Raw genomic sequence first — 13594 nt, forward strand, 5'->3', positions numbered from 1 at the left:
GCCAAGAGGGTTGCTGCACGAACTTGTAGGAAGGAGCCGAACCGATGCCGACCAGTGCGCCGTGGGATTCCCTGTGGATCGACCTGTCCGTCGCGACGATGAACGACGGGGAGGGCTATGGCGCCATCGCCGACGCGGCGGTGGGCATCAAGGATGGTCGCATCGCCTTCGTCGGACGCCGCGCCGAACTGACCGATGCGCCCGACGCGCTGGCGACCGAGGTCCATTCGGGGCAGGGCGGCTGGATGACCCCCGGCCTGATCGACTGCCACACCCACCTCGTTTATGGCGGCAACCGCGCCCGCGAGTTCGAGATGCGGCTGAACGGCGCCACCTATGAGGAGATCGCGCGGGCCGGCGGCGGCATCCTGTCCACCGTCACCGCCACCCGTGCCGCCAGCGAGGACCAGCTTCTGGCCGCCACCCTGCCGCGGTTGGACAGCCTGCTGGCCGAGGGCGTGACGACGGTGGAGGTGAAATCCGGCTACGGCCTCGACACTGAGACCGAGACGCGCATGCTCTGCGTCGCCCGCCGGCTGGCCCAAATCCGCCCGGTGGAGGTGCGGACCACATATCTCGGCGCCCACGCCCTGCCGCCGGAGTTCAAGACCGACCCCGACGGCTACATCGACCGCATCTGTGCCGAGACGCTGCCGGCCATCGCCGAAGCCGGGCTCGCCGATGCGGTGGACGCCTTCTGCGAGGGCATCGGCTTCTCCGTCGCCCAGACCCGGCGGGTGTTCGAGACGGCGAAGCGGCTCGGCCTGCCGGTGAAGCTGCATGCCGAACAGCTGAGCAACCTCGGCGGCGCCCGGCTGGTGGCGGAGTTCGGCGGGCTGTCGGCCGACCATATCGAACATCTGGACGAGGACGGCGTCGCCGCCATGGCGCAGGCCGGCACGGTGGCGGTGCTGCTGCCCGGCGCCTTCTATGCCCTGCGCGAGACCAAGCTGCCGCCCATCGACCTGCTGCGCCGCCATGGCGTGCCGATGGCGCTGTCCACCGACAACAATCCCGGCACCTCGCCGGTCACCTCGCTGCTGCTGATGCTGTCGATGGGCTGCACCTTCTTCCGCCTGACCCCGGCGGAGGCGCTGGCCGGCGTCACCCGCCATGCGGCCAAGGCGCTGGGACTGGCCGACCGCGGCGTGATCGCAGCCGGCAAACGCGCCGATCTGGCGGTCTGGCGCATCGAGCATCCGGCGGAACTGGCCTACGCCATCGGCCTCAACCCCTGCATGGCGGTGGTCAATGGCGGCGTGGTCCGCAAGCCGCGTGTGGAGGCCGCATGAGCGACGTCATCTCCACCGCCCAGCCGCGCTACGCCCAGATCAAGGAGGCCATCCGCCGCCGCATCAGCTCCGGCGACTGGCCGGAAGGCTTCCAGATCCCGTCGGAGCACAAGCTGCTGGAGGAATTCTCGGTCAGCCGCATGACGGTTCACCGCGCGCTGCGCGACCTGACCGACGAAGGGCTGCTGACCCGCGTGCAGGGGCTGGGCACCTTCGTCGCCGAACGGCCGCCCAGCACCGACGTGGTGGAACTGCGCAGCATCGCCGACGAGATCGCGGAGCGCGGCAATGTCCATTCCTGCCGGGTGGAGCAATTGCTCGCGGTTACCGCCGATGCCGGGCTGGCCCGCCGCTTCAACCTGCCGGTCGGCGCGAAGCTGTTCCATTCCATCGTCGTCCACAGCGAAAGCGACGTGCCGGTGCAACTGGAGGAACGCTGGGTCAATCCGGCGGTGGCGCCCGACTATCTGGACCAGGACTTCACCCGCCAGACGCCGGGCGAGTACCTGATCCGGCTGGAATCCTCGCCGCAGGTGGAGCACGTCATCGAAGCGGTTTCGCCGATGCCGGAGATCGCCCGGCTGCTGGACATCCCCGTCACCGAGCCCTGCCTGCGCGTGACACGCCGCACCTGGGTCGGGGGGCGGGTGGTGACGGTGGCGATGCTGGTGCATCCCGGCAGCAGGTATCGGCTGGGGGCGCGCTTTCAGTTGCCGCCGCCTTAGCAACGTTAGACCCCCACCTAACCTCCCCCGCTGGGCGGGGGAGGGACTGCCGCCACCCTCCCGTACAAGCGCCTATCTCCCTCCCCCGCCCAGCGGGGGAGGGTCGGGGTGGGGGCAAGAGTCCGCAGTAGAAGAGCTTTCAGACATACTCACCCTCCCACCAGGAGCCACCCACCCATGTCATCCCGCCTCGACAACCAGCGCGTCATCCGTGCCCCGCACGGCCCCGAACTGAGCTGCAAGAGCTGGCTCGCCGAGGCGCCGATGCGCATGTTGATGAACAACCTCGACCCCGACGTGGCGGAACGGCCGCAGGAGCTGGTCGTCTATGGCGGAATCGGCCGTGCCGCCCGCGATTGGGAAAGCTTCGACCGCATCGTCTCGGCGCTGAAGACGCTGAACGACGACGAGACCCTGCTGGTGCAGTCGGGCAAGCCGGTCGGCGTCTTCCGCACCCATGCCGACGCGCCGCGCGTGCTGATCGCCAACTCCAATCTCGTGCCGCGCTGGGCGACCTGGGAGCATTTCAACGAGCTGGACCGCAAGGGTCTGGCGATGTACGGCCAGATGACCGCCGGATCGTGGATCTACATCGGCAGCCAGGGCATCGTGCAGGGCACCTACGAGACCTTCGTCGAGGCGGGGCGCCAGCATTACAACGGCGACCTGAAGGGCAAGTGGATCCTGACCGGCGGCCTGGGCGGCATGGGCGGGGCGCAGCCGCTGGCCGCGACCATGGCCGGCGCCTGCATGCTCGCGGTCGAATGCCGCCCCAGCAGCATCGAGATGCGCATCCGCACCGGCTATCTCGACCGCCACACCGCCGACCTCGACGAAGCGCTGGCCTGGATCGACGAGGCGTGTGCGAAGGGCGAGGCGATCTCCGTCGGCCTGCTCGGCAATGCCGCCGACGTCTTCCCCGAACTGGCGCGCCGCGCCGCCACCGACATCAAGGCCCGGCCGCACATCGTTACCGACCAGACCTCCGCCCATGACCCGGTGAACGGCTACCTGCCGCAGGGTTGGACGCTGGAGGAGTGGGAGACCGCCCGCGAAAGCCAGCCGGCCGCGGTGGCCGCCGCCGCCCGCAAGTCGATGCGGGTGCAGGTGGAGGCGATGCTGGCCTTCCATGCCATGGGCATCCCGACCGTCGATTACGGCAACAACATCCGCCAGATGGCGAAGGAGGAGGGGCTGGAGAACGCCTTCGACTTCCCCGGCTTCGTCCCCGCCTATATCCGCCCGCTGTTCTGCCGCGGCGTCGGCCCGTTCCGCTGGGCCGCCCTGTCCGGCGATCCCGAGGACATCCGCAAGACCGACGCCAAGGTGAAGGAGCTGATCCCCGACGATCCGCACCTGCACAACTGGCTCGACATGGCGTCCAAGCGCATCCGGTTCCAGGGACTGCCGGCCCGCATCTGCTGGGTGGGACTGGGGCAGCGCCACCGGCTGGGCCTCGCCTTCAACGAGATGGTGAAATCGGGCGAGTTGAAGGCCCCCATCGTCATCGGCCGCGACCATCTCGACAGCGGTTCCGTCGCCAGCCCGAACCGCGAAACCGAGGCGATGAAGGACGGGTCGGACGCCGTGTCGGACTGGCCGCTGCTGAACGCGCTGCTGAACACCGCCAGCGGGGCGACCTGGGTCAGCCTGCACCATGGCGGCGGCGTCGGCATGGGCTTCTCCCAGCATTCCGGCATGGTCATCGTCTGCGACGGCAGCGACGCCGCCGCCAAGCGGGTGGAGCGCGTGTTGTGGAACGACCCGGCCACCGGCGTGATGCGCCACGCCGACGCCGGCTATGACATCGCCATCGACTGCGCGAAGGAGCAGGGGCTGAACCTGCCGTTTTTGAAGTAAACGGGGAGCGGGCGCGATTCCCCCTCTCCCCCCGGGGAGAGGGGATTCTTCCTCACCCCAGCGCCGGCAGCTGTGCCGCGAGCGCCAGATGCAGTTCGTGACGGCCGTCGGGCAGGCCCGGACGATGGCCGAAGTCGAGCGCGATGCCGCTTACCTTCAGGCCGTTCGCCGCGGCATGGGCCTGCAGCCGGGCGAAACCGTCCGGGATGGCGGAGACCGGGCCATCATGGATGAGCCGCAGGTAACGGCCTGCGTCGAGGTCGATACGGACCATGCCCGGCGGAATCTCGGTCGCCCTGGCCGCGAGGAAACCGACCAGTTCGCGCTGCAGCCCGTTCTCCTCCGGCAGCGACACCGCCGCGAAGGAGGTCGCCCCGCTGTCGGCGGCGAACAGGCGCTCCCACGCCGCCGATACCGCCGCCGGCAAATCCTCCCTGCTCGCCTCGACCATGAAGCCGATGGCCGTCAGTTCGGGATAGCTCACCGTTTCGATCATGACAGTCCCTTGGTTGCTTAAAGGTCCGGATCGGCCAGCAGCCGGGCGAGAACCGGGCCGGCGGACCCGATTCCGACCGGAATGCCGTCCACCGACAGCAGCGGGCGCAGGCCGAGGCTGTTGGTCAGGATCGCCTCGTCGGCGCGGGCGAGGTCGTCGGGGGTGAGCGGCGATTCCTCCGCGCCATGGCGCTCCAGGATCAGGGCGCGGCGGATGCCGGGAAGGGCACCGTCGGCGACCGGCGGGGTCAGCAACCGGCCGCCGACCGACAGGAACAGGTTGGCGATGCTGGATTCCGCCAGCCGTCCGGCGCCGTTCAGCAACAGCGCCTCGTCGGCGCCGCGCTCCGCCGCTTCCTGCCGGGCCAGGATGGAATCCAGGTAGTTCAGCGACTTCAGCCGTGACAAGGGCGAATGCTCGTTGCGGCGGGTGCTGCGGGCGATCACGGCGGCGACCGGCGCCGTCATATTGGCGGCGGGAGCGACCGTCATCATTACGGTCGGGCGGGCGTCCGGCGGCGGCAGCACCCCGCGGGCGCCGGTGCCGCGCGACAGGGTCAGGCGCAGCACGCCATCCTGGAGGCCGGTTGCCCCGATCAGCGCCGCCATCGCCTCCGACAGGGTCGCAGTGTCGTAGGGCAGCGGCAGGCGCAGCAGGGCGGCGCCGGCGGTGAGCCGGGCGAGATGGCGGGGCAGGTGGCGCGGTGCGCCGTCCTTGATGCGGATCGTCTCGAACAGCCCGTCGCCCAGGGTGAAGCCGCGGTCGGCCGGGTCGATCCGCGCCTCCGCAGCCGGCATCAGCTGCCCGTTCAGCCAGATGGTCATGCCATTCCCTCCACTGCCGGGTCTCCCGCCGCGCGCAGCTGGGCGCGGGCCTTGACCAGCATCTCTTCGTGTTCCGCCGCCGGATCGGAATCGGCGACGATGCCGCCGCCGGCCTGGGCGATGACATGGTCCTGCGTCACCGACAGGGTTCGGATGACGATGTTGCTGTCCATGGCGCCGTCGAAGCCGATCCAGGCGACCGAGCCGCAATAGGCGCCGCGGCGGGCGACCTCCAGCTCGTCGATGATCTGCATGGCGCGGATCTTCGGCGCGCCGGTGATCGATCCACCGGGGCAGGCGGCGCGCAGCAGATCGACCGGACCCAGCCCCGGCAGCAGCCGGGAGGTGACGACGGACACCAGATGGTGGACGCTGGCGAAGCTCTCCAGCCCGAACAGCACCGGCACCTTGACGCTTCCGACCTCCGACACGCGCGCCAGATCGTTGCGCAGCAAGTCGGTGATCATCAGGTTTTCCGCCCGGTCCTTGATGCTGGCCGACAGCTCCGCGGCGGCGGCGGCATCGGCCGCCGGATCGGCATGGCGCGGGCGGGTGCCCTTGATCGGCCGCGTCTCGATGGTCCGGTCGGCGCGCAGCCGGATGAAGCGCTCGGGCGAGGCGCCTGCCAGCCGCAGCCGGGGACCGCAGTTCAGGAAGGCGGCGAAGGGCGCTGGGCTGAGGCGGCGCAGACGCTCGTACAGCGCATAGGCGTCGAGCGTCCCGTCCACGTCGGCCAGGAATCGCTGGGTGAAGTTCGCCTGATAGATGTCGCCGGCGCGGATATACTCCAGCACCCGGCCGACCCGGTCGAGATAGTCGGGGCGCACCAGTTCAGACCGCCAGCGCACGGGCGCCGGCCCGGCCGATTGTTCCGGTGGCGGAACGGATAGCCGCGCGGCCATGCGGCGGGCGCGCTCCTCCGCCTCCGGCCGGGCGGCGATTACCCAGGCGCTCCGCGTCTCGCGGTCGAAGGCGGCGACGACGTCGTAGAGGCCGAAGGCCATGTCCGGCTGGCCGCCCGGATTGCCATGGCGGGAGCGTAGCCCTTCCAAAGCCGTTCCGGCTTCGTAACCGATAAAGCCCACCGCCCCGCCGGTGAAGGGAACCGGGCCGGCGGAGGGCAGGGGATATGCTGCCAGCGCCCGTTCCAGCGCGTCGAAGGGGCTGCCGGGCACCGGCGCTCCGTCGACCAGCGCCCGTCCGCCGATGGATTCGACCGTTTGGAACGGTTCAGCAACGATATAGGAAAAGCGCCCATTCTGCGGATGGGGCGCCGCGCTGTCGAGCAGCATCGCCCAGGGCTCGGCGGCCAAGGGGCGGAACAGGGCGGCGGGGTCGCCGCAGGAGATGGGAATGGTCAGCATGGCGGGGGCAATCGGCCGGCGGCTCACATCAAGATGGTGGCGCCGCCGTCCACGACCAAGACATGGCCGTTGACATAGGACGCCGCGGCCGACGCCAGGAACACCGCCGCCCCGGCGATCTCCTCCGGCCGGCCCCAGCGGCGCAACGGCGTGCGGTTGGCGAAATAGGCCCCGTGTTCGGGATCGGCGGCGATGGCCGCATTCGTTTCGGTTGCGAAAAAGCCCGGCGCGATGGCGTTGCTGGTCAGGCCATGCGGACCGTATTCGGCGGCCAATGCCCGGACCATGCCGTTCAGCCCCGCCTTCGCCGAGGCATAGACGCTGTCGTTGGCCCGCGAGATCTGCCCGGCGACCGAAGTGATGGCGATCAGACGGCCCTGGCCCCGCGGCAGCATCAGGCGCGCCGCCTCCCGTGCCAGGATCAGGCTGGATGCCAGATCAACGTCGAGAAGAGCGACGATCTCGTCATCGGTCAACTCGGCCAGCGGCTTGCGGTTGCGCTGCCCGACATTCTGGACCAGGACGTCGAGGCGCCCATGGTCCCGGTCGATCCGGGCGAAGGCATCGCGCACCGCCGCCCGGTCCGACACGTCGAAAGCCAGGGCCGAAGCGATCCCGCCGGCCGCTTCGATTTCGGCCACCCGCGCCTCCAGCGTCGCGGCGTCGCGGCCGTTCAGCAGCACATGCGCGCCGGACCCGGCCAGCGCCCGCGCGATCTCCAGCCCCAGGCCGCGGCCCGATCCGGTGACGAGCGCCACCTGTCCGGCGAGCGAGAAGGTCGACAGATAAGGTGGGATCGTCGCGGCCATGTCTGCCCCCAGGCTGTTGCGGCACCGCCCGTGCTTGGGGCGGTGGCGGAGATTTAGCAGACCCGCAGGCCCGATGGCACCCCGCATGCTGCCGGGGTGCCGAATCAGGACGCATGGTCACGCCGGACGGTCGTCGTGCAGGAGCCATCCGGCGGCCTGGGCAGTGAGGAACCGCCCTGCCATGGTTGATCGTCTGGCGCGAATGCCATTCAAGGCTGAAGAAATTTCACGAAAACAGCGCCTGCAGGAGATCAGGTAATCAAAGTCGATAATAGTTTGGGCATCCGTCCCCGCTGTCCGATGAAAAGCTGATTGTTCGTGTGGTGGTACTTCTTTCGCCGACCCCCCGTTATTTCGTATAGTGGGTTTGCGGAACAGGGCCGCAAGCGACCGCGGATGTCGGCGCACGGTTCGTTACAGGGAGACAGGGCATGACACGAGCGCGTTCCAACGCGGTGATCGGGGCCGTGAAGGCCGGCGACATCATGATCAAGCATCGGCACGGCCTGGGCGCCACCGGCATCGCCATCAAGATCGGCCAGCTGTTCAGCCGGGGAAAGTCGGACTTCATCCATGCCGGCATCGCGAGTTCGCCCACGACCATCATCGAGATGGACGGTGACGGGCTGCAGGAAAACAACCTGCTGACCAAGAACGCCAACTACAGCTATGACGTCTTCCGTTGCACCACCCCCGGCATCGGCGAAGGAGCGGCGCAGACCGCCATCATGATGCGGCAGGGCATCGTCGGCGGCGGCTTTGCCCAAGGCGGCACCCAGATGCCCTACACCATCGGCGGCGCCGTCAAGTCGCTCGGCCGCGGGGGTGCGGTGCAGTCCACCGACCGCATCAACACCCTGCTCGACCAGCTGATGGCCGGCGGGCGGGAGGCGTTCTTCTGCTCCGGCCATGTGGTTTATTGCTATCTGGTGGCGATGGAGCAGTCGAACATCGCGGTCCAGGGCAGCTTCCCGCTGCAGAACATGCAGGCGGTCTTCGGCATGGAGGCGCGCTACTACAACCCGTCCTTCCTCCACCATCATCTCAGCAACAATCAGCATTTCAGGCGGGTGGGCAAGGTGAAGGGCGCCGTGCTGGTCTGATCCGTCCGACCATCATCCGGCCATGGAAAAGGCCCCGGACGCGATGCATCCGGGGCCTTTTCCGTCACCGCCGATTTTTCCTTATTGCCGGGGGCAGGTCAGTGGACCGACGCCTCCCGTCCGTTGGTGGAACTCGCCACCGGCGGCAGGGCGAAGCCCAGCGGCGGACGTTCCGGCGCCTTGAAGCCGTGCGCGCGGTCCTCCTCGACCACCACGCCGTCCAGCGCCAGCCGGCCGTCGACCACCGACAGGGTCATGGTGGTCTTGCCCTCCACCTCCTCGTCGAGCAGGCGCTCGGCGATCGGGTCCTCGACAAGGCCCTGGATGGCGCGCTTCAGCGGACGGGCGCCGAAGGCCGGATCCCAGCCCAGATCGCCCAGCCGCCGCTTGGCCGCCGCATCCGCCGCCAGGGTGACGCCGCGCTCCGCCAGCCGCTCGTTGACGCGGGCGAGCTGGATGTCGACGATCCGCGACATCTGGTCCCGGCCCAGCCGGCGGAAGATCAGGACATCGTCCAGCCGGTTGAGGAACTCCGGCCGGAAGGCCTTGCGCACCGCGTCCATCACCTCCACCGTCGCGCCGGCCATATCCTCGTCGTCGCCCAAGGCGCTCAGCGCCTCGGCCCCCAGGTTGGAGGTCATGATGAGGATGGCGTGGCGGAAGTCGGCGGTGCGGCCCTGCCCATCCGTCAGCCGCCCGTCGTCGAGCGCCTGCAGCAGGACGTTCAGCACGTCGGGATGCGCCTTCTCCACCTCGTCCAGCAGCACGACCTGATAGGGCCGGCGCCGGATGCGTTCGGCCAGCGATCCGCCGTCGTCATAGCCGACATAGCCCGGCGGCGAGCCGATCATGCGGCTGACCGCGTGCTTCTCCATATACTCCGACATGTCGAGCCGGGTGATCGCCGTCTCGTCGTCGAACAGGAAGGCGGCCAGCGCCTTGGCAAGCTCGGTCTTGCCGACGCCGGTGGGGCCCAGGAACAGGAAGGAGCCGGTCGGGCGGCTGGGGTCCTTCAGCCCGGCGCGGGCCCGCCGCACCGCCTTGGACACCGCGCGCACCGCTTCCTTCTGGCCGACGACGCGCTCCGCCAGCTTGTCCTCCATGCCCTTCAGCCGTTGGCGCTCGCCTTCCAGCATCCGTTCGACCGGGATGCCGGTCCAGCGGGTGACGACGGCGCCGATGTCCTTGGCCGTCACCTCGTCACGCTCGGTGCTGGCGCGCGATTCGGCCTCGGCCAGACGCTTCTCCAGGTCGGGCACAACGCCGTAGGCCAGCTCGCCGGCCTTGGCCCAGTCGCCGTCGCGCTGGGCACGCTCCAGCTTCGTGCGGGCCTGGTCAAGCTCCTCCTTCAGGCGGCGGCCCTCGGTGCGGCGGGACTGCGAGGCACGCCATTCCTCTTCCATCGAGGACTGACGGGCTTCCGCCTCCACCAGTTCGCCCTCCAAGACGTGGAGGCGTTCCTGCGAGGCGGCGTCCGGCTCTGCCTTCAGCGCCTCGCGCTCGATCTTCAGCTGGGCGACCCGGCGGTCGACGGCGTCGAGCGCCTCCGGCTTGCTGTCGATCGCCATGCGCAGGCGGCTCGCCGCCTCGTCGACGAGGTCGATGGCCTTGTCGGGCAGCCGGCGGTCGCCGATGTAGCGCGATGACAGGCTCACCGCCGCGACCACTGCCGCGTCGGCGATGCGCACGCCGTGATGGACCTCGTACTTGCCCTTGATGCCGCGCAGGATCGACACCGCGTCGTCCACCGACGGCTCGTCCACCGTCACCGGCTGGAAGCGGCGGGCCAGCGCCGCATCCTTCTCGATGTATTTGCGGTACTCGTCCGGCGTGGTGGCGCCGACGCAGCGCAGCTCGCCGCGCGCCAGCGCGGGCTTCAGCATGTTGGCGGCGTCCATCGCCCCATCGGTGCGGCCGGCGCCGATCAGGGTGTGCAGTTCGTCGATGAACAGGATGATGCGGCCGTTGGCCTCCTGCACCTCGCTCAGGACCGACTTCAGCCGCTCCTCGAACTCGCCGCGGAACTTGGCACCGGCCAGGAGCGCGGTGAGGTCGAGCGCCAGAACGCGCCGGTCCTTCAGCCCTTCCGGCACGTCGCCGGAGGCCAGGCGCTGGGCCAGCCCCTCGACCACGGCGGTCTTGCCGACGCCGGGTTCGCCGATCAGGACGGGGTTGTTCTTGGTACGGCGGGCCAGGACCTGGATGGTGCGGCGGATTTCGTCGTCACGGCCAATGACCGGGTCGAGCCGGCCCTGCCGCGCCTCTTCGGTCAGGTCGCGGGTGTAGCGGGCCAGCGCCTCGCCGGCCGTCGTCTCGGTCTCCGCGTCGGCGGGATGGTCCTTGCGCTGGGCATCGGCGGCGGCGGCCAGCGCGTCGGCATCGACGCCGGCGCGGCGGAACAGCGCGCGCAGCGGGCCGCTCTGGCGGGCGAGGCTCTCCAGCAGCCGTTCGGCGGTGACGAAGCGGTCGCCGCCGTTGCGCGCCGAGGCGACGGCGCCCTGCAGCACGGCGGCCAGCGCCGGCGACATGTAGAGCGGCTGCGGGCCTTCGCTGGCGCCAGGCTGGACCGGCGCGCGGGACAGCTGGTCCTCGGTCGCGGACTTCAGCAGGTCGGGATCGCCGCCGGTGTCGCGCACCAGACGCGCCGCCACACCGCTGGTGTCGTCGATCAGGGCCTTCAGCAGATGTTCGGGGAGAAGCTGTTGATGCCGCTCGGCAAGGGCGGCAATCTGCGCGGCCTGAATGACGCTGCGCGCACGATCGGTGAATTGACCGAAGTCCATCCGGCACTCCGTTTCCAAGGTCTTCCGCCCAGTCATCCGGCGCGGAACGGCATCTCCGCGGTCCGCGAAATGCGCGACCGCCCGACGCCTGTTGGGTAAATGGTTAACGGAAATGCGGTGATCAAGAGGGGGCTCTCAAGCGGAAAACGCGCCAGCTGTCAGGAACCGAAGCCATATTGACATGCGATCCCCGCAGCCGCTTTCATAGTGTCACGGTATGGCTAATATAGGTTCCGGCGGAATGGACGTGCGGCAGCTTCGCTATTTCCTGGGCATCGTCGAGCATGGCTCGATCTCCCGCGCGGCGGAGGCGCTGCGGGTGGCGCAGCCGGCGCTCAGCCTGCATCTGAAGCGGATGGAGGAGGATTTCGGTTGCCAGCTGGTTCTGCGCACGGCGCGCGGCGTGGTGCCGACCGAAAGCGGGCGGCGGCTGGCGCAGCGGGCGGCGGCGCTGATCGGATCGATGGACGGGCTGCGCGACGAGGTGCGCGCGGTGGAAGCGGTGCCCGCTGGTCCGGCCACGGTCGGCATCCCGACCTCGCTGGGGCCGGTGCTGACCGTGCCGCTGGCGCTGGCGGTGCGCCGCGCCCATCCGCAGATCCGGCTGCGGGTGGTGGAAGGGCTGTCCGGCCATATGCTGGAATGGGTGCTGTCGGGGCAGCTCGATCTGGCGCTGGTGTTCGGCGCCGAGGAGATGAATGGGCTGGAGACGGAGCTGGTGGCGCGGGAAAGCCTGCATCTCGTCGGACCGGCGGACGACCCGCTGCTGCGCGGGCGCCGCTCCATCCCCTTCGCCGAGGCGCTGGCCCTGCCGCTGATCCTGCCCGGCCGCCCGCACGGCGTGCGCGAGGAGGTGGAGCATGCGGCAGTGCTGGCCCGCGCCCGCGTTACCGTCGCCATGGAGATCGACGCGCTGGAACAGATCAAGGCGCTGGTGGCGGAAGGCTGCGGCTATACCGTGCTGTCGGAGCGGGTGGCCCGCTATGGCGCGGTGGCGGACCGCCTGACCGGCCTGCCCATCGTCGATCCGCAGATCGACCGCACCATCCTGCTGGCCCACGCCGCCGGCCGGCCGATGCCGGTCGCCGCCCGCGCGGCGCATGCCATCCTGCGCGACATCCTGGCCGGGCTGACGCGGGACGGCGGCTGGCGCTGAGCCGCCATTGCCCCGCTGCCGGGCGCCCGGAGGTCAGGAGCCGAGATTGACGATCTCGACCCGGCGGTTGGCGTCGCTGGCCGGGTTGGCGGGGTCGAGCAGTTGCTGGGACCCGCGGCCGATCGCCACGAGCCGGCCAGGCGATACGCCGAAGCTCCGGGTCAGGTAGTCGCGCACCGAGGCGGCCCGCCGCTTCGACAGGGCGAGGTTGTAATCGGGATTGCCGACGCCGTCGGTGTGGCCGGTCAGCTGGAAGCGGTAGGCGGCGAGATCCGGCGAGGTCAGGGCGCGGCCCAGCTCGTCGAGGATGCCGGCGGCCTTCGGCGTCAGTTCCGCCGAGTTGAAGGCGAACTCCACCTGGAAGCTGATCCTGGGTGCGGCCTTCGGCTTTGCGGCGGTGGGGGCGGGCGCCGATGGTGACGGGGGTGCCGCCGGTTCCGCAGCGCCACCGGTGCCGAGCGCGAGGCCGCGGGTTCTGGGCTTCTCGTCGGACGGCGGCGTGTCCGGCCGCAGGGCCCGGATGAAATCCTCCGTCGTGGTGGGGGCGGCGGTCGGTTCGGTGGCCGCGGCCACGCCGCCGAATGCCAGAAACAGCGCCAATCCGGCAAACACCGGCCGCAGACCCCTGACCGTCGCCATTCTCACGTCCCCTATCTCCGATTCGGGCAAAGCCGAAGCCATGGTAATCGACCGCGTGTCCCGGTTCCAGGACCCGAGCCTCGGGTTGTACTCTCCCGGGCCAATTCAGCCTTGAAAACCCGGCGTTGCCGCTTCTCTGTCAATGATTGCACCTCTATCATACCCTGATAACGCAATCGATCGGGGTGCACCGTGTTCGTTCTGTCGCAGGCCCAGATGGACCGGCTGGGGGAAGAGGATCTGATCCGCGCGGTGCATCGCTACCTCGCCGACCGGTTCCCGGACGCCGATCCGGTGCCGGCCGACCGCTTCCTCGCTTTCGGACGGGACCAGCTGGCGCGGGCCGAAGGCTATGGCCTGACCACGCGCTGGCAGGCCGCCTGCTACATCGTCACCGCGGCGCTGGCCGGCGACCGCTTCGACGAGGACAGCCCGGCGGCGCGCGAGGTGCTGGCCGATCCGGCGATGACCGCCGACCGGAAGGCGGAGTGGCTGACCGAGTGGGTGGACGCCATGATCGCCGCCCTGTCGCAGCGGGACTGA

At 69.7% G+C, this 13594-nt stretch carries 12 protein-coding genes; 6 read left to right on the plus strand and 6 right to left on the minus strand.

Translation table 11 applies throughout. From position 1 onward, the window contains the following. The first annotated feature begins 44 nt into the window (after positions 1-44). The 3 genes from hutI to hutU all read left to right on the plus strand — a co-directional run bounded on the left by hutI (position 45) and on the right by hutU (position 3877). Positions 45-1292, plus strand: coding sequence for an imidazolonepropionase (gene hutI, locus J2Y49_RS24965; RefSeq protein ID WP_310117791.1), 1248 nt, complete (start codon positions 45-47; stop codon positions 1290-1292). Continuing rightward, positions 1289-2017, plus strand: a complete 729-nt coding sequence (gene hutC, locus J2Y49_RS24970) for a histidine utilization repressor (RefSeq protein ID WP_310117794.1) — start codon at positions 1289-1291, stop codon at positions 2015-2017. The genes hutI and hutC overlap by 4 nt, the downstream gene beginning before the upstream one ends. A 177-nt stretch (positions 2018-2194) precedes the next feature. Beyond that, on the plus strand, positions 2195-3877 hold the full coding sequence (gene hutU, locus J2Y49_RS24975) for a urocanate hydratase (protein WP_310117796.1): 1683 nt from the start codon (positions 2195-2197) through the stop codon (positions 3875-3877). A 52-nt stretch (positions 3878-3929) separates the two neighbouring features. Here the strand turns inward: hutU and J2Y49_RS24980 are convergent, their stop codons facing one another. The 4 genes from J2Y49_RS24980 to J2Y49_RS24995 are packed head-to-tail and all read right to left on the minus strand — an operon-like array spanning position 3930 to position 7370. Next, entirely contained in the window at positions 3930-4373 is a 444-nt protein-coding gene (locus J2Y49_RS24980) for a hypothetical protein (RefSeq protein ID WP_310117798.1), read from the minus strand. A 17-nt stretch (positions 4374-4390) separates the two neighbouring features. After that, positions 4391-5197 (minus strand): aminotransferase class IV, encoded by an 807-nt coding sequence (locus tag J2Y49_RS24985; protein WP_310117800.1) that lies wholly within the window; start codon positions 5195-5197, stop codon positions 4391-4393. After that, positions 5194-6561 (minus strand): aminodeoxychorismate synthase component I, encoded by a 1368-nt coding sequence (gene pabB / locus J2Y49_RS24990; RefSeq protein ID WP_310117802.1) that lies wholly within the window; start codon positions 6559-6561, stop codon positions 5194-5196. The genes J2Y49_RS24985 and pabB overlap by 4 nt, the downstream gene beginning before the upstream one ends. Positions 6562-6584: 23 nt before the next feature. Continuing rightward, positions 6585-7370 (minus strand): SDR family oxidoreductase, encoded by a 786-nt coding sequence (locus J2Y49_RS24995; RefSeq protein ID WP_310117804.1) that lies wholly within the window; start codon positions 7368-7370, stop codon positions 6585-6587. A 431-nt stretch (positions 7371-7801) separates the two neighbouring features. Between J2Y49_RS24995 and J2Y49_RS25000 the strand changes: the two genes are divergently transcribed. Beyond that, positions 7802-8473, plus strand: a complete 672-nt coding sequence (locus J2Y49_RS25000; RefSeq protein ID WP_310117805.1) for a hypothetical protein — start codon at positions 7802-7804, stop codon at positions 8471-8473. A 98-nt stretch (positions 8474-8571) separates the two neighbouring features. On the opposite strand, the gene clpB is transcribed toward J2Y49_RS25000, so the two are convergent. After that, positions 8572-11256: an ATP-dependent chaperone ClpB gene (gene clpB / locus J2Y49_RS25005; protein WP_310117806.1), complete on the minus strand. Its 2685-nt coding sequence runs from the start codon at positions 11254-11256 to the stop codon at positions 8572-8574. 241 nt (positions 11257-11497) lie between these two features. Between clpB and J2Y49_RS25010 the strand changes: the two genes are divergently transcribed. Continuing rightward, complete coding sequence (locus J2Y49_RS25010) at positions 11498-12412, plus strand: LysR substrate-binding domain-containing protein (protein WP_310117807.1); 915 nt, start codon at positions 11498-11500, stop codon at positions 12410-12412. Between the two features lie 33 nt (positions 12413-12445). On the opposite strand, the gene J2Y49_RS25015 is transcribed toward J2Y49_RS25010, so the two are convergent. Then, a complete protein-coding gene (locus J2Y49_RS25015; RefSeq protein WP_310117809.1) occupies positions 12446-13051 on the minus strand; it encodes an OmpA family protein in 606 nt (201 codons plus the stop codon). 192 nt (positions 13052-13243) lie between these two features. On the opposite strand from J2Y49_RS25015, the gene J2Y49_RS25020 reads away from it, so the two are divergent. Continuing rightward, positions 13244-13594, plus strand: a complete 351-nt coding sequence (locus J2Y49_RS25020; protein WP_310117811.1) for a hypothetical protein — start codon at positions 13244-13246, stop codon at positions 13592-13594.

It is taken from the genome of Azospirillum sp. BE72 (assembly GCF_031455875.1).
In the GTDB taxonomy this organism is placed as follows: Bacteria; Pseudomonadota; Alphaproteobacteria; order Azospirillales; family Azospirillaceae; genus Azospirillum.

Bases quoted from the DNA above. Each gene is read 5' to 3' on its own strand.
- hutI (WP_310117791.1), top strand. From the start codon at position 45: ATGCCGACCAGTGCGCCGTGGGATTCCCTGTGGATCGACCTGTCCGTC.
- hutC (WP_310117794.1), top strand. From the start codon at position 1,289: ATGAGCGACGTCATCTCCACCGCCCAGCCGCGCTACGCCCAGATCAAG.
- hutU (WP_310117796.1), top strand. From the start codon at position 2,195: ATGTCATCCCGCCTCGACAACCAGCGCGTCATCCGTGCCCCGCACGGC.
- J2Y49_RS24980 (WP_310117798.1), bottom strand. From the start codon at position 4,373: ATGATCGAAACGGTGAGCTATCCCGAACTGACGGCCATCGGCTTCATG.
- J2Y49_RS24985 (WP_310117800.1), bottom strand. From the start codon at position 5,197: ATGACCATCTGGCTGAACGGGCAGCTGATGCCGGCTGCGGAGGCGCGG.
- pabB (WP_310117802.1), bottom strand. From the start codon at position 6,561: ATGCTGACCATTCCCATCTCCTGCGGCGACCCCGCCGCCCTGTTCCGC.
- J2Y49_RS24995 (WP_310117804.1), bottom strand. From the start codon at position 7,370: ATGGCCGCGACGATCCCACCTTATCTGTCGACCTTCTCGCTCGCCGGA.
- J2Y49_RS25000 (WP_310117805.1), top strand. From the start codon at position 7,802: ATGACACGAGCGCGTTCCAACGCGGTGATCGGGGCCGTGAAGGCCGGC.
- clpB (WP_310117806.1), bottom strand. From the start codon at position 11,256: ATGGACTTCGGTCAATTCACCGATCGTGCGCGCAGCGTCATTCAGGCC.
- J2Y49_RS25010 (WP_310117807.1), top strand. From the start codon at position 11,498: ATGGACGTGCGGCAGCTTCGCTATTTCCTGGGCATCGTCGAGCATGGC.
- J2Y49_RS25015 (WP_310117809.1), bottom strand. From the start codon at position 13,051: ATGGCGACGGTCAGGGGTCTGCGGCCGGTGTTTGCCGGATTGGCGCTG.